This is a genomic window from Gluconobacter vitians, assembly GCF_015244565.1.
Classification (GTDB): Bacteria; Pseudomonadota; Alphaproteobacteria; order Acetobacterales; family Acetobacteraceae; genus Gluconobacter; species Gluconobacter vitians.
On record NZ_JABCQG010000019.1, the window covers coordinates 26,712 to 42,196 of the forward strand.

At 59.9% G+C, this 15,485-nt stretch carries 15 protein-coding genes; 13 read left to right on the forward strand and 2 right to left on the reverse strand.

What is annotated here, in order from left to right; genetic code table 11:
• Window positions 1-96: 96 nt before the first annotated feature.
• The 8 genes from HKD24_RS12585 (at window position 97) to recQ (ending at window position 9,380) form a co-directional block, all read left to right on the forward strand.
• A complete protein-coding gene (locus HKD24_RS12585; protein WP_228124391.1) occupies window positions 97-603 on the forward strand; it encodes a sigma-70 family RNA polymerase sigma factor in 507 nt (168 codons plus the stop codon).
• A gap of 132 nt (window positions 604-735) precedes the next feature.
• Complete coding sequence (locus tag HKD24_RS12590) at window positions 736-1,311, forward strand: sigma-70 family RNA polymerase sigma factor (protein WP_194260590.1); 576 nt, start codon at window positions 736-738, stop codon at window positions 1,309-1,311.
• A gap of 202 nt (window positions 1,312-1,513) precedes the next feature.
• Complete coding sequence (locus HKD24_RS12595) at window positions 1,514-1,687, forward strand: NepR family anti-sigma factor (protein WP_194260591.1); 174 nt, start codon at window positions 1,514-1,516, stop codon at window positions 1,685-1,687.
• On the forward strand, window positions 1,684-3,558 hold the full coding sequence (locus tag HKD24_RS12600) for a sensor histidine kinase (protein ID WP_322783316.1): 1,875 nt from the start codon (window positions 1,684-1,686) through the stop codon (window positions 3,556-3,558). The genes HKD24_RS12595 and HKD24_RS12600 overlap by 4 nt, the downstream gene beginning before the upstream one ends.
• A gap of 113 nt (window positions 3,559-3,671) precedes the next feature.
• Window positions 3,672-5,357, forward strand: coding sequence for a thiol reductant ABC exporter subunit CydD (gene cydD, locus HKD24_RS12605; RefSeq protein ID WP_194260592.1), 1,686 nt, complete (start codon window positions 3,672-3,674; stop codon window positions 5,355-5,357).
• Window positions 5,354-7,036: a thiol reductant ABC exporter subunit CydC gene (gene cydC, locus HKD24_RS12610; RefSeq protein WP_194260593.1), complete on the forward strand. Its 1,683-nt coding sequence runs from the start codon at window positions 5,354-5,356 to the stop codon at window positions 7,034-7,036. Before cydD ends, cydC begins: the two co-directional genes overlap by 4 nt.
• Window positions 7,037-7,090: 54 nt before the next feature.
• Window positions 7,091-7,498, forward strand: a complete 408-nt coding sequence (locus tag HKD24_RS12615; RefSeq protein ID WP_194260594.1) for an OmpA family protein — start codon at window positions 7,091-7,093, stop codon at window positions 7,496-7,498.
• Window positions 7,499-7,511: 13 nt separating this feature from the next.
• Window positions 7,512-9,380, forward strand: coding sequence for a DNA helicase RecQ (recQ, locus tag HKD24_RS12620; RefSeq protein ID WP_194260595.1), 1,869 nt, complete (start codon window positions 7,512-7,514; stop codon window positions 9,378-9,380).
• A 15-nt stretch (window positions 9,381-9,395) separates the two neighbouring features.
• Here the strand turns inward: recQ and HKD24_RS12625 are convergent, their stop codons facing one another.
• Complete coding sequence (locus HKD24_RS12625; RefSeq protein WP_228124387.1) at window positions 9,396-9,881, reverse strand: copper chaperone PCu(A)C; 486 nt, start codon at window positions 9,879-9,881, stop codon at window positions 9,396-9,398.
• Between the two features lie 118 nt (window positions 9,882-9,999).
• Here HKD24_RS12625 and nrdR point away from each other — a divergent pair, with 118 nt between their 5' ends.
• From nrdR to thiL, 3 genes are read left to right on the forward strand one after another with little or no spacing between them, the layout of a single operon-like run.
• Window positions 10,000-10,500 carry a transcriptional regulator NrdR gene (gene nrdR / locus HKD24_RS12630; RefSeq protein ID WP_194260597.1) on the forward strand — a complete coding sequence of 167 codons (501 nt, stop codon included), beginning with the start codon at window positions 10,000-10,002 and terminating at the stop codon, window positions 10,498-10,500.
• Window positions 10,497-10,982 carry a transcription antitermination factor NusB gene (nusB, locus tag HKD24_RS12635; protein ID WP_062510336.1) on the forward strand — a complete coding sequence of 162 codons (486 nt, stop codon included), beginning with the start codon at window positions 10,497-10,499 and terminating at the stop codon, window positions 10,980-10,982. The genes nrdR and nusB overlap by 4 nt, the downstream gene beginning before the upstream one ends.
• Window positions 10,983-10,985: 3 nt before the next feature.
• On the forward strand, window positions 10,986-11,963 hold the full coding sequence (gene thiL, locus HKD24_RS12640; RefSeq protein ID WP_194260598.1) for a thiamine-phosphate kinase: 978 nt from the start codon (window positions 10,986-10,988) through the stop codon (window positions 11,961-11,963).
• 24 nt (window positions 11,964-11,987) lie between these two features.
• On the opposite strand, the gene HKD24_RS12645 is transcribed toward thiL, so the two are convergent.
• Window positions 11,988-13,181 carry a hypothetical protein gene (locus HKD24_RS12645; protein WP_194260599.1) on the reverse strand — a complete coding sequence of 398 codons (1,194 nt, stop codon included), beginning with the start codon at window positions 13,179-13,181 and terminating at the stop codon, window positions 11,988-11,990.
• A gap of 139 nt (window positions 13,182-13,320) precedes the next feature.
• Here HKD24_RS12645 and HKD24_RS12650 point away from each other — a divergent pair, with 139 nt between their 5' ends.
• Entirely contained in the window at window positions 13,321-14,124 is an 804-nt protein-coding gene (locus HKD24_RS12650; RefSeq protein ID WP_194260600.1) for an SDR family NAD(P)-dependent oxidoreductase, read from the forward strand.
• Window positions 14,125-14,237: 113 nt separating this feature from the next.
• Entirely contained in the window at window positions 14,238-15,206 is a 969-nt protein-coding gene (glk, locus tag HKD24_RS12655) for a glucokinase (RefSeq protein ID WP_194260601.1), read from the forward strand.
• Window positions 15,207-15,485: the final 279 nt, after the last annotated feature.

A 15,485-nucleotide genomic window follows, 5' to 3' on the forward strand; every position in this document is an offset into this window, starting at 1 on the left:
CTGCAATGTCGCATGAAGGATCTTCTTCTGAGCACACCAGCACCCGGGGGCACTCCATCCGGCCCGACTGCGAAAAAAGGCAGTTTCCATCGGGGTCTGCTTCAGACCCTTCCGGATCTGCGGGGTTTTGCACGTTTTCTGACACGGGACACGGCTGCAGCTGATGATCTGGTGCAGGACACGATTGTCCGTGCCCTGGCAGCACAGGACCAGTTCCAGGAAGGAACGGTGCTGAAAGCCTGGCTGTTCACAATTCAGCGAAATGCCTTTTACGAGCAGACCCGTCGCCGCAGCCGCGAACAGGAAATCATGCAGGATATCGAATTCGATATGCAGCCTTCTACCGCGGCACCATCACGACAGCACGCGCGTGACGCGGTTCAGGATCTGGGTGAGCTGCTCTGGAAGCTGCCGGACCTTCTGCGTGAAGCGCTTATTCTCGTGGGGGCACAGGAACTGTCCTATGAAGACGCCGCCCGCGTCTGTGATGTGCCGGCCGGAACCATGAGGGCCCGTGTTTCCCGTGCCAGAGCCCAGCTTGCGGAGCTGGCTGCAGAAAAAAGCGTTGATCCGCAGACGGAATCCGAAAAAAATATCACCTGATTTCCGGCGGTTTTCAGCGGCTTTTGGCGCCCTGTTTTCGCTCTTGGGAAGATTTTCTGCGGCTCGATGCAACATTTTCTCCCGACCGTTCATTGATCCCATGAAAACAGAGCGAAATCAGGAGTTAGTTCCATGACGTTCCACGATCAGGTCATTGCCATTCTTCCGAAGCTGCGTGTTCAGGCCCTCTCCCTGACCCGTAACCGCGCTGCTGCGGAGGATCTCGTACAGGACGCCGTGTGCAACGCCCTGGCTGCCCAGAACAGCTTCATTCCGGGGACGAACTTCTCGGCCTGGATGCATCGTATTCTGCGGAACCGCTTCATTTCCGATCTTCGCAAGCGTCGTGAGACGACCGACATCGATGATGTGCCCGCATCTTCCTTTGCCAGCCCGGCAACGCATGAAGACAGCCTTGCTCTCAAGGATCTGTCGATGGCGCTGTCCCGTCTCCCGGCCGATCAGCGCGAGGCGCTTGTCATGGTTGTGATCCAGGGCATGAGCTATGAGGCTCTGGCCGAAGCAACCGATTGCGCTGTCGGCACGGCCAAGAGCCGCGTGTTCCGTGCTCGCCGTCAGTTGGAAGCATGGATGAGCGGCGAACTGCCGACCAACGACAAGCTGCGCGTGAAGGTCAAGGCTCTGCGCGATGCAATGGATGCCCGTCGTCGCGCTGGCAAGTCTTCTGACGATCTGATGCTTTCCTGACCTTAATTGGTTACAAACGATGGAATCTGCGTCCATTGCGGTTTGGCAGCGATTGCAGAGAACGAGTTGTTTTCGTAAGACTGGATTGGCAGTTCATGCCATAGCGGCTTCTCTAGGAGAAAACTCGGAGTTCGCGCCATAGTCAGTATCAGGGGTGCAGGATTTGCATCTTCTGACGTCACAGGAAGGTTCAGACCAGCCAATGACCGCAGGAGACAAGCGGAAGTCCTCAGTCAGCGATACCAGAGGTGAGGAAAAGGACTCGCCTTTTGGTATCTGGCTGAGCCGGGGCCTGCATCAGCTTTTCGATGATGTTGCAAACGAGCCGATTCCCGATGAGCTTCTCCGACTGATCGAGGAAGACCGAAACAAGTGACTGTTACCCGGTCTGGGCTTCCAGACCTGAGTCCGCGGCGCTGGCGCCGTCTGTTCTACAGACGGGGCGCCCTGCGTAATATCCGGATGCTGGATACTGTCGGTGCCCGGGTGATGGCGCTGATCGTGGCAACGACTCTTCCCCTCGCTATCATCGCCTCTCTGCTCGCATGGCATAGTTATCAACAGAATGTCGGTAACGGAGCCCTGCGCACCGAGCGGGATACCCAGCTTGCGATTTCGGAAATCACAACCGATCTCGATCAGACCCATACACTTCTGGACATGCTCGCCGATGGCGACATTTCTTCAGGCAATGCCCTACGGGAGTTTTCTCTCGTCCAAACGGTGTCGCAGCATCATTACTGCCTGCTGATGCTGACAGATGTTTCAGGGCGTCCGTCGGTTGTGTTGCCACCTGCATCAACGCAGGAAGCCGCAATCTGCCGGTCTCCTGAACTTGCTGACCCGTCACTGACATCGACGCCGGCAAAGCTCCCCGTTGTCGGGGTAGATGTCCTAAAAGGTGACCGCGGTCCGCTTCTGAAATTTGTTGTTCCAATTCTCAGCAATAATTCGGTTTCCGGCTACATTATTGCCGTGCGAACCCTTGGCTGGCAGCGCAGTCATCTCCCGAAAGGGGACAGTCGCCTTCTCCTTGGAACAGGAGACAATGCACAGCATTTTCTCGCAATGCCGGACGGCTCCCTTTACTCACTTTTTCCCGATCGTCCTGTGGTTGCGACACTGCCGCCCAAAGCGTTGGCCCGCCTGAAGAGGGACATCTCGTCTCTTAACCTGCACGACGTCTTTACAAGCCGCGGCATCACTTATGCCTTCCAGAACGCCTATGGCCCCGTAAGCCTGATCGTTTCCACCGAGCGCACTGCCGAGGAAAGCCATGCGCTCAATATCTTTCTGATCCGGGTCAGCCTTATTGTCGGGCTGCTGGTTCTTGAACTGATGGCCGTCGCACTGGGGGCCCGGCTTTTCCTCGTTGATCCGCTCGAAAAACTGACTCAGGCCGTGGCCGACTGGCGGCGGGGCGCGCCATTTGCACCAAGAATAAGCCGTTCCATACCACTGGAAATCCGGCATCTGGAGAAAGCGTTCCTTCGGGCAACGCGGCGACTGAGCCAGCATGAACAGGATCTGGAGCAGTCGGGACGTAATCAGGACATGCTGATTCGCGAAATCCATCACCGCGTCAAAAACAACCTGCAGGTTGTCGCGTCTCTGCTGAACCTTCAGGCAAGCCGCATTCGTTCTCATGAAGCTCGTGAGGAGTTCCGTCTTGTGCGCGATCGCGTCAGGGCGCTCGCAACCTTGCACCGTTACCTTTATTCCAAGAGCGGTCTCTCTGCGCTGGACGTCCAGAGCTTTCTGGAAGAACTCTGCAGCATCCTGCTGTCTGCGAACGGGATGAACGCCCAGACGCGCATCCGCCTGCAGCTCGACATTGAACATGTTTTGATTTCACCCGATCAGGCCGTGCCAATCGCCCTGATCGTCACCGAGGTCGTGAGCAATGCCCTCCGCTATGCCTTCCCGGAGGACAGGGCAGGGCACATCGTCATCGCCTTGCACAAGGTCATCCCGGCGCCTCCTGAACAGGAGGGGCTGGTCGAATTGAAGCTTGGAGACGACGGCATCGGTATCAATGCTGGTCAGGCCTCCGAGTCCCGCACACGTCGGGAAGGTATCGGGATGCAGCTCATCCGTGGGTTCGCACGGCAGATCAACGCCGAGATGACAGTCAGCAATGAAAACGGGACTTGGTATACCCTGCGTTTTGTTCCGGAACAGCCCTCACTTACGGCGCTGGCCATGGCCCGCAAGGCGATCAGTCACGGAGAAGACTCGGGTCTGTAAAGGCCGGTCACCTTCAAGGTTCCGCCCGAAAATCCACGAAAAAATCTAAATAAGCGGCAAGAATTGTGTGAAGCACTGTCTTGTGGAGCTTTTGCGACCTATATGCAGGGATCATGAAGGCCGACAAGACAATCGCAAAAGCGTGGGTAAAGGCACAGGGACGAGCAAGCCGCTCCCGGACCTCTGTCGTCGTATTTTTAGGACTGCTCTCGACCCTGCTGGGACTGCTGCAGGCATGGGCACTGGCACGAACGCTGGCATCCGTCCTGACGCGGGATACGGACAGTACCGGGCCAGCCATCGCCGTTTTCCTGCTGGCCTGTGTGCTGAGGGTCATTCTCTCCACCGTGCAGGACATGACGGCTGCGGCGGCAGGAATCCATGCCCGGCGCCGTCTGCGCCGTGAGGTGCTGGATCGCATCATCGGCGAGGGGCCAGCCTTGCTGCGCCGCCACCATAGTGCGGCCATCGCAGCGACTCTGGTCGATCGTATCGAGGCGCTGGACGGCTATTTTGCCCGCTGGCTGCCGGCAGCATCGCTGTGGCTGGTGTCACAATGGCTGGTTGTCATTGCGCTGTATCTGGAAAATCACAAAGCTGGCCTGATCCTCGCCGCCTGCTGTGCATCGCTTCCCATCTTCCAGGCTGTTTTCGGAATCGCCACCGCTGTTGCATCACGCCGGCAGTTTCTGGCCATGACGCGGCTTCAGACGCGCTTTCTCGATCGGGTGAAAGGCATTGCGACCATCGTCCTGTCCGGCGGCACCGATCGCGAGACACAGGCTCTGGCCCAGAGCGCCGATAACCTGCGCCAGCGCACCATGAAGGTTCTGCGGATCGCTTTTGTGGCGTCGGCCACGACTGATGTCGCCATGGTGGTGGCTCTTGTGCTGATTGTCGTGACACAGGCCAACACGCTGATGGGACATCCTTCGGACGCTGTTCTGACCCGCGCCCTTTATGCCGTTCTGCTGGTACCGGAAGCTTTTGCATCCTTCCGTGCCCTGTCTGCCGCCTATCAGGACCGGGCACATGCCACGGCTGCTGCAGAAGCCATGCATGAACTCGCACCGCTGACCGAGCGGACATCTGCTGGTCCGGATATCGTTCATGCGGATGGCGGAATTTCAGTGACTGCAGAGCATGTCTCCTTTGCCTGGGACGAGCAGCGCGGCACGGTCATTCATGATGTCAGCTTTGCTCTTCCGGCTGGATCGACCCTGATCCTTGAAGGAGCCTCTGGCGCAGGTAAATCCACGCTTCTGGAACTGCTTCTCGGCTTCGTTGCACCCTCACAGGGCCGCATCCTGTTCGATGGTCAGGACATGCAGACCCTGTCTCCGCGCCAGATTTCATCACGAATCAGCTGGATCGGACAGAAGCCTGTCCTGTTTGCCGGCACGATCCGGGAAAACATTCTCTTCGCACGTCCGGATGCCTCTGCCGAAGATCTGAAACATGCCGTCTCGGCTGCGGCCGTCGATCAGTATCTGTCGTCCCTGCCGGAAGGTCTGGAAACGCGGATCGGCGAGGGGGGCTTTGGCCTCTCCGGCGGACAGGCGCAGCGTATTGCCATTGCACGTGCCTATCTCAAAGACGCGCCGCTTCTGCTTCTGGACGAACCAACATCCCATCTCGATCCGAAAACAGAGGCGGAAATCCTCATCAGCCTGAAAGAACTGGCCAGGGGCCGGACTGTCATCCTGTGCAGCCATTCCGCACAGGCCCGCCAGTTCCACGGCCGTCATCTTGTCCTTGATGGCGGTCGCGCTGTCGCCTTTACAGGAGAAGCTGCATGAGCACCCCGCTGCCAACCAGCCCGGTTTCCGCCCCAAACAGCGAGACGGCGCTCTCCCGCATTCTGCAGGTCTGGCGCCCCCAGTATACACGTCTCATTACCGGCATTGTCATAGCTGAACTGGCTGTCTGTGCCGGCCTGGCCCTGATGGGACAGGCAGGTGGACGAGTCGCCGGCGCTGCAATCGGAGCAGGAACTGCCTATTTTCTGCTGCGTCTTTCGGGTGTGGCCCAGATCGTCCTGCGCTATTGCGAACGCCTTTATACCCATGACGCCATGTTCCGCGCGCTGGCGGATCTGCGGGTCTGGTTCTACCGCAAACTTGCAGGTGGTGCTGCGGCGGGCTTGGGTTTCCAGCGTTCAGGAGATCTCCTGTCGCGTCTGGTGTCCGACGTCCAGACACTGGACAACCTGTATCTGCGCATTCTTGTTCCGCTGATTTCAGCCCTACTGACACTCCCGATCGCAACACTCGTCTGGATGCGGGCCGGAATGGAAGCGGGCCTTCTGACCGGCGCGCTGTTTGCTGTTCTCGCATTCATATTGCCTCTGATGGGTGCGCGGCTGTCCCGTCGTTTCGGTCCGGACATTCTTCGTGCGGAGTCCGACCTGCGGGTTGCCGCTCTTGATCTCACATCCGGCCTCCGCGAAGCCCGGGCTTTCGGCGCAGAAGATGTGCTTGCCGCCGCAGTGACGGACCGTCAGGAAACCCTGTTCAGGGCCCAGCGCCGTCAGCAGACCCGTATGGCGCTCATGCACGGTTTCGCTGGCCTGATCGCCAAGGCGGGGATTGCAGTTATCCTGTGCGCGGTCGCAGGAATCCTGTTTCCACAGGCTCCAGCCATTGCCGGTATCACGGCGCTGTTTGTCGCCATTACAGCTCTAGAAGGCGTAACAGGGCTGGCCCGGGCAGGACTGCTCAGCGGGCAGGTCAATCACGCGGCACAACGGATTGTCGAGATTGCCGACCGTGCGCCCCCGGCTCCGGAAGGCAATGCGCCACTTCCGGCGGGACGGGATCTGCGACTGGAAAATGTGACGTTCCGCTGGACAGCGGAGCGTGCACCGATCTTTCGTGACCTGAACCTCACACTCCGACAGGGCGAGCGCGCAGCGCTGATCGGACCTTCCGGCGCAGGAAAGTCCAGTCTGGCCGCACTGATCCTCAAGGCGGCGTCCCCGGAAAAGGGACGGATCCTGCTGGGAGGAACGGACATCACCACACTGCGTGACAGTGACCTGCGCTCGCAGATCGCATGGCTGTCACAGGCCAGTCACCTGTTTGATGATACCATTCGGGGCAACCTGCTTCTCGGACGGACTGACATCTCCGACACGGCACTCTGGGCTGCACTCGAGCAAGCCAGGATCGCCGATGTTGTCCGCGAACTTCCGGATGGTCTGGATACGTGGATTGGTGAAGGTGGCTCGAAACTTTCGGGCGGGCAGGGACGGCGTATCGCTCTGGCGCGTGTCCTGCTGTCCGATGCTCCGATCCTTGTTCTCGACGAGCCGGCAACCGGACTGGACGCCGATACCGAGCGGGCTTTCCTCGAAACGCTGAACAATGCGACCGAGGGACGGAGCGTCCTGCTGATCGCGCATCGTCTGACCGGCGTGGAAAAACTTGACCGCATCTGGCGCCTCGAGGACGGACAGGTTATTTCCAGTGCGTGCTGACCGGCCCGCGCCGATCCAGCTTCACGCTTACTCATCCTGACAGGACGCTACGCCATGGCACGTTTCCTCTCCTTCGTCCGCATCGCGGCCCCGGTTTTCGTTCTGTCAGCTGCGCTGGCTGGATGCGCCCAGCAGCCGTCGCGTGACAGCTACGTGGTTTTCTTCGACCGTGAATCCGTAACCCTCAGCCCTGTCGCACAGGCTGTCGTCACAAAGGCTGCCACGGCCGCCCGCGCTGAACATGCCTCCGTCGTTCGCGTCTCGGGTTCGGCCGGTGCAAGCGGCGATGCCGCGGTTCTGAAGGAACTGGCCACGAGCCGCGCCCAGACCGTCGCCACCCAGCTCAGCAATGACGGGATCAATGGTGCCCGGATCGAAATGACGCCGTACACGCCGAGCGAGCTTGAGGATTCCCACGTCGCCCTGCGTCGCGTCTCCATCACCATCGTTCCGGGCCACTGATCCGGCGCCCGGGATGACGCAGGCGCAGAACAGCCCTCCCGTCGCCCCGGGATCACATCCGCCTTCCACGCCTGAAAGCGTGCTTGCGGAAGTTTTCGGTTTTCCCGGTTTCCGCGGCCTCCAGCAGGAAGCTGTCGAGACTGTCATGCGGGGTGAGGACGTCCTTGTCCTCATGCCGACCGGTGGCGGCAAGAGCCTGTGCTATCAGGTGCCAGCTCTTTGCCGCGATGGCATGGGCTTGGTTATTTCCCCGCTGATTGCCCTGATGGACGATCAGGTTGCAGGCCTGAGACAGTTGGGCGTTCGTGCTGCAGCCCTGCATTCCGGACTTGAGCCCGACGAACGTGATGCACTGCAGAGCGATCTTCGCAGTGGCAGGATCGATATTCTTTACATTTCGCCAGAGCGTCTCCTTCAGCCCTCAACCGCGAATTTCCTGTCAAAGCGCCAGATCTCGCTGATCGCGATTGACGAAGCGCACTGCATTTCGGCCTGGGGACATGAGTTCCGACCGGAATACCGCGCACTCGCCGGCCTGCCGGAGATGTTTCCGGGTGTGCCGCGCATTGCCCTGACGGCCACGGCCGATCCCCGGACGCGGGATGATATTCTGAACGCGCTCGGCATGCCCGACGCACGTGTCCTGATGGCGAGCTTTCACCGTCCCAACCTGATTGTGGAAGCCAGAGCCAAGGCCAGCGAAAGCCGGCAGCTTCTCGAGACCCTGCAGAGCCATCGTGAGGGGGCCTCCATCGTCTATTGCGGCAGCCGCAACAAGACGGAACGTGTCGCGACGATGCTGCGGGACAAGGGCCTGACCGCTCTTCCGTTTCACGCAGGCCTGTCCTCGGTCGAGAAACGGGCGACCCTGCTGCGTTTCCGCTCCGGCGAGGAAATGGTGATCGTGGCCACAATTGCGTTTGGCATGGGAATCGACCGGCCCGACGTACGCTGCGTGGTCCATCTGGACATGCCCTCGTCGCCGGAAGCCTATTACCAGCAGATCGGACGGGCAGGGCGCGATGGGGAGCCATCCGATACGCTCCTGCTCTATGGCGGCGAAGACATGGCCCGGGCCCGTTACTGGCTCGAACAGTCCAGCGCACCAGATCATGAAAAGCGCGTCATGCAGGCCCGGCTTGAGAGCATGATCGCGCTCACGGAAACCACGGGCTGCCGCACACAGGCATTGCTGGCGTGTTTTGGAGAAAACCTTCCTCAGCCCTGCGGTCACTGCGACAACTGCATCAGCCCGGTCTCGACATTCGATGGCACACAGGCGGCCCAAAAGGTTCTCTCAGCCATCTACCGCACCGGACAGCGCCTTGGAGCAGTTCAACTTTCCAATGTGCTGCGCGGAAAGCTCAACGAAACCATCGAGCGCAATGCCTATCAGCATCTTTCGGTGTTCGGGATTGGCAAAGACCACAGTGAGCAGTGGTGGCGCGCTGTCATTCGTCAGCTGATTGCGCGCGGTGCCATCCGGATGCACGGTGAATACGGTAGTCTGGCACTGCAAAGCGAGATCGCCCGCCCGATCCTACGTGGTGAGGAACGCGTAGCCCTGAGGCTTGAAGCCAAGGCAGCCCTGACTGCCAGCGCGGGCTCGGATGGTCATACGGAAAATGACCGCCTGTCAGCAGACGAAAAACCGTATTTCGATGCCCTGCGTCAGTGGCGCCTGTCAGAGGCGCGGGAGCAGGAAATTCCGCCCTATGTCATTTTTCATGACTCGGTTCTGCGCGACATTGCCCGAGAGCAGCCTGTCAGCCGCGAAGAGCTGGGAACCATCAAAGGAGTGGGTGCATCGAAGCTGGACCGCTACGGCGCCGCAGTGCTGACCGTACTCCGAGAGATCCGTGAGCCTGCGACAGCTCACTGACCGCCCGCCAAAAAATCAGTCGTGGGTCAGTTCGTCAGGCTCGGTCACGGTGAAACTGACGGTGATGCTGCCACCATTGAGAATATCAAACGTGAAAGGCACCTTGTCGCCCTTCGCTGGCATCTGCCGGATCCCCATGCACATCATGTGATAGCCAGACCGCGGAAAAATCATCGTCGAATTGTGCGGCAGAGCCAGATGCGTGAAAAGATCATTCGCGCCATCGGTCTGCTGCTGGTTCGTATGATGGGCAACGACGTTCTGGCAGAGCGGAGACGAAATACCCTTCAGCAGATGATCGACACTGTCATCATTGCGAATCGTGAAATAGCCGGCGCCGCGGTTCGGAAAATACGCTGAAGGACGGAACGTCCCGTCCATGACCACCACCCGCTGTGCGTTATGATCGGCATCCGGTGCCGTAGTCGCTGGAACCTGCTGGGCCATGGCAGAGGCAGTGGAAAGAGCAAAGAGGGCGGTCAGGACAGATACCCGTTTCAACGACAGTCTCCCGGTGTTGTGCGCGATCTCACGAAGCCCGTTTGGGCCGGAACGCATCATCCGGTAAAGTGCTCCCATTTCCCCGGCCACGACAAGGCCCGAACACTCAGGATCGCGAATGCGTTGCCCTTTTTGCGGACATGACGATACCCAGGTCAAGGACAGCCGCTCCACGGAAGACGGCGTTGCCATCCGTCGCCGGCGCGTCTGTTCGGCATGTACGCAGCGTTTTACCACCGTGGAGCGGGTCCAGCTCCGCGAGCTGTCCGTCACCAAAGCAGACGGACGGCGCGTGCCTTTCGACCGGGACAAGCTCGCACGCTCCATCCGCGTGGCCCTGCGCAAGCGGCCGGTTGCCGAAGAACGTCAGGAGCGTCTGGTCAACGGGCTGGTCCGGCAGCTTGAGGCGTCCGGAGAACACGAGATTTCTTCCCATCGCATCGGCCAGCTGGCGATGGACGCATTGCGCGAAGTGGACGGTGTGGCCTATGTCCGCTTCACCAGCGTCTACCGCGACTTCCGCGAGGTCGAGGCGTTCTCGAAAATCCTCGCCGACATGAAACCCATTCCCGGGGATACGGACACACCGTCCCCCGACGACTCCCAGGAGACACCATGACCGCCACCGACGCCCCCGCCACGAACCCGACGCGCCGCAGCCGGACCATTGCCCGTGTTGCGGCCGTCCAGGGATTGTTCCAGTGCGAACAGTCTGGCGACACGGCGGAAACCGTCATCAGCCAGTTCATCCGTCACCGCCGCGTCAGCTCCACCGCTTCATTCGACGATGGACATATCCCCGATGCCGATCTGAAGCTGTTTCAGGAAATCGTCCTCGGTGTCACGCGTCGTCAGGACGATATCGATGCGAAGCTGAGCGACGTCCTGCCCGAGCAGTGGCCACTCCCGCGACTGGACCCCGTGCTTCGGGCGCTTCTGCGCGCTGCCGTCTTTGAACTGATCGCCACGGATACGCCTGACCGGATCATCATCAACGAATATCTGGATGTCGCTCACGGCTTCTTCTCGGGCGACGAGCCCAAGATGGTCAACGGTATCCTCGATACGCTCAGCCGCCGCGGCAGCGACGGCAACGTCTGATCCATGACGGGCACGTCAGGGGCCGAAGCGACGAAAGCAGGCGAGTTCGGCTTCATCGCCCGTCACTTCCGGCCCTTGGCCGGCCCAGAGAGCCTCGACCTGCGGGATGACTGCGCCCTGATGCGCTGCCCCGAAGGCGAGGAATTCGCCATCTCGACCGACACCATGGTCGAAAACGTCCATTTCCTTCCTGACGATCCACCCGAGACACTCGGCCGCAAGCTGTTGCGCTGCAATCTTTCGGATCTGGCGGCCATGGGGGCACGGCCTCATGCCTATACGCTGAACGTTACGGTTCCACGTGGCGGACGACATGATGAAAGCTGGTTTGCTGCCTTCTCACGTGGACTGGCCGAAGACCAGAAGCTCTATGGTATTCATCTGATTGGTGGCGATACCACGTCCATTTCCGGACCGCTGGTCCTCTCCGCCACCGTGTTTGGACTACTCCGGCACAATACGGCGCTCCGTCGCAGCACCGCCCGTCCCGGAGACGATATCTGGGTTACCGGCACGATCGGTGATGCGGCTCTGGGGCTGCTTGTCCTGCAGGGCAAGTTGCAGGATCCATCGGGCTTCCTGGCAGAGCGATATCATCTGCCCCGGCCCAGAACAGGGCTTCACCTGCACGGCATCGTCAGCGCTGCGATGGATATTTCGGACGGACTGATTCAGGACTGCGGCCATATCGCCGAGGAATCAGGCGTCCAGCTTGTTATTGAAGCGGACGTCGTTCCGGTTTCCCCTGCTGCAGCGTCGCTGGGACATGACTTGCTCATGCGACGCCTGTGCGGCGGCGACGATTACGAACTGCTTCTCACATGCGCGCCTGAACGCTCAGAAGCCCTTCAGGCCGCGTTTCAGGCTACCAACATCCCGGTCCATCGCATTGGAACGGTGTGTTCTGGCACAGGCGTGCGTATTCTGGACGCGGAGGGACGGGACATCATCCCGAAACAGGGCGGCTGGCAGCATTTCTGACAGCCGCGCTGTGAGTGTGGAGCCTCAGGCGGGATCTTCGATAACCCGCTCATAGAGCCGGTAGCGCTTGTATGGCTCTGGCACGATGCTTTCAGCCAGATTGCGCATGTTGGAGTCAGACGCCTGGATCCAGCCCAGTTCCACCCAGGAATAGGGCAGGGACTTCCGCCGACGCATCAGTTCGGCAATGGCCAGTGACGGAAGAAGCGCTCCCAGAACCGTTCCGCGCAGCCGCTGCGTCACACCGAGCAGAATGACACGGGCGGAATGGAAGCGATGCGTTGCCAGACGCGCGGCAAGCTTCACCCAGCCGAGAGGCGAGGGGGCACCACCAAGATCGCCTGCAATGTCATAGAGATTGGGAACAACCAGCGCCATGGCGACAGGCTCACCATTCTGGTCGATCTGGACGTAATGTTCCGGACGAAGGACCGGGCCAAGCTGCTTGATCATGGCCTTCATTTCGTAATCCTGAAGCGGAACGAAATTGAATTTGTCACTCCAGGCATCATTGTAAAGCTGGCGCAGAATTTCACCCTGCTGTGCGATCTGCTTTTTTGACAGACGCCGGATGGCAATGGCGCCCAGCCGGCCTTCACCGATTTTCAGATCGCCCGGAACCTTGAAGCGCGACTCCGTCTGGTCATCCAGATCGAGCTTGTAGCTGAGCAGGTCCTCAACAGGGGTGTAGCCCGCTTCTTCAACCAGTTTGCCCAGCAGAGGCGGATGCCAGGGCATGGCAACCATCAGGGGTTGGTCCTGTCCTTCGATCATCAGACCGGATTCGCCGTTACCGCTCAGTGTGACAGGGCCGCGCATTGTCTGCATGCCCTGCAGCCGCAGCCAGTTCCGTGCCGTATCCAGAAGAGCGCTGACGATGCTCCCTTCCGGAATGGCGTCCAAGGCCCCGAAGCAGCCGATCTTCATGCCCCAGTGCTCGATGGCACGATGATCCACGATTGCGGCGATGCGCCCTACAGCCGTATTGCCGCGCCAGGCCAGAAAATACCGGATGCTTGCATGACGGAAAATCGGTGCTTTTTTCGGGTTGAGCAGGTCATCCTGCTCTATGTCGAAAGCTGGAACAAAGCCAGCCATGCCGGCATAGATGCGACGCGGCAGGGTCATGAACAGCTTGAGGTCAGCCCGCGTGGTCACTGGCCGGACCACAAGATCATCATGTGGCGCAGGGATGTCAGTCCTGTCGGGCAGTGTCATAATGGCAGGTGAACCTCTGATCGAAAAAAACATCCCGTCAGACGGGGTGATGTGCCAGTACGGCACGGGGTCGCATCTTGTTGCATGGGAGGGCTATACCCTTCCAGCCCCGATCCGACCACGAATAAAGCGGTTTTCCATGTCAGATGCTTCTGCTTCCTCCTCCAGCGCCCCGTTTCACGTCCTTATTACCGGGGGATCGAGCGGCATCGGCGCCGCCCTGGCCCTCCAGTATGCCCGTCCGGGGACACATCTGACGCTCTGGGGGCGCAACCCCGAGCGTCTCGCCGAAGTTGCGGCACAGGTTGTGCGCAGGGGGGCAACGGCCGATACCCTTTCGCTCGATCTGTGTCAGACGGACGATGCCCTGGCAGCACTCCGAAAGACGGATGATGCGCGGCAGATCGATATCCTGATCCTGGGAGCAGGCCTCGGAGATATCCGTCCTGAAAATGCGCTCACGGAAACAGCCGAGGAAGTCCGGAACATTTCCCTGGTCAATTTCACAACCCCTGCAACGCTTGCGACCGAGATGGCTTCGCGGATGGCCGCTCGCAAAGGTGGACGTATCGCACTGGTAGGCTCCGTCGCCGCATTCCACGATCTGCCGATCGCCACGGCCTATAGTGGCTCCAAAGCCGGTCTTGCGAGGTTCAGCACAGCCCTTCACGCTGCCATGACCCCCCATCATGTCTCTGTCACCCTGATTTCCCCGGGTTATGTGGACACACCCATGAGCCAGCGCCTTGAAGGGCCAAGGCCTTTCCTGGTGTCATCGCGTCGTGCTGCGCAGATGATTGCCCGCGCGATCGGGCAGGGACGGGCGCATCTGCTTTTTCCGTGGCCGTTCGCCATTGCCCGGTTTCTGGAGATGATCGTGCCGCGGGCCATCGTTCACCGACTGCTCAGAACAGCCGAGGTCCGGCAGCGCCCTGCACGCTGAAGAAAATTCTTTGGAAGCCTCCGGAACTTGACGTGGCCGGGACGGTAGGTAACTGCTGCCCATAAGAAAAAGCGCGGGCCACCGGCCAGCATCGTCAGAGGATTTGAGGTGCCATGAGGGAAATCGTAGCCGTCGATATCGGTGGAACGCACGCACGGTTTGCAATTGCGACCATTGAGGACGGCAAGGTCGCCACACTGGGTGAAGCCACGACGCTGAAATGTGCGGATCATGGCAGCCTCGCTCTGGCATGGGAAACATTCGGCCGCTCCCTGAACCGGACGCTTCCGCGCGAAGCCGGAATTGCGGTGGCGTGTCCGGTAAGTGGCGAAATCCTCAAGCTCACCAACAACCCATGGATCATCCAGCCCAGCCAGCTGGGGGCACGTCTGCATCTCGACAATTTCGTGCTCGTCAATGATTTCGGCGCTGTGGCACATGCCGTGGCACAGGTCGATTCGTCGCATATGAGGCATCTCTGCGGGCCTGATATCGATCTGCCGACCGAAGGCGCCATCACGATTGTTGGTCCCGGTACGGGGCTGGGAGCCGCGTGCCTGCTGCGTCGCAAAGACCGATATTTTGTCATGGAGACCGAAGGTGGCCACCTGGACTATCCGCCACTCGACGAACTTGAAGACAAAATCCTCAGCGCCCTGCGTCTGCGCTTCCGCCGCGTTTCCGCCGAGCGGATCGTTTCCGGTCCCGGCCTGACCAATCTTTACGAAGTCATTGCGGAGATGCAGGGCTGGCCCATCACCCTGCGTGACAACCGGACATTGTGGAAAAATGCTCTGGATGGCTCCGATACTGTTGCGGTTGCCGCGCTGGAACGCTTCTGCCTCAGCCTAGGCGCCATTTCAGGCGATCTGGCTCTGGCACATGGCGCCCGCGGCGTTGTTATTGGCGGAGGGCTGGGACTGCGGCTCGCCGATGGCCTCGGCCATTCCGGCTTCGCTGAGCGCTTTGTCGCAAAGGGCCGCTTTGAAGCAATGATGACCGAAATGCCGGTCAAGATCATCACGCATCCGCAGCCTGGCCTCTTTGGCGCGGCCGCCGCATACGCGGAAGCTCACCCGTAAAACGCAAACAAGCCCGGATTTCTGGAAAATATTTCTACAAATCCGGGCCAAAACGACATAACCGCCAGTACAAAAAATCTGGCCGAGTGAAACGTCAGAACTTTCCCCTACGAAACCGCCGTTTTTCGTGCGTTTCGTGAGACGATTTGCCTCATCCCCTTCACGCCCGACCTAGGTGTTTAGTCCCGGGATTTGATGGTGTGATATTTTCACGCGAGTGGAAGGAAGCCTTATGGGACAGATACGTCATGGCAGCGCCACGACCACGCACGCCGTGCG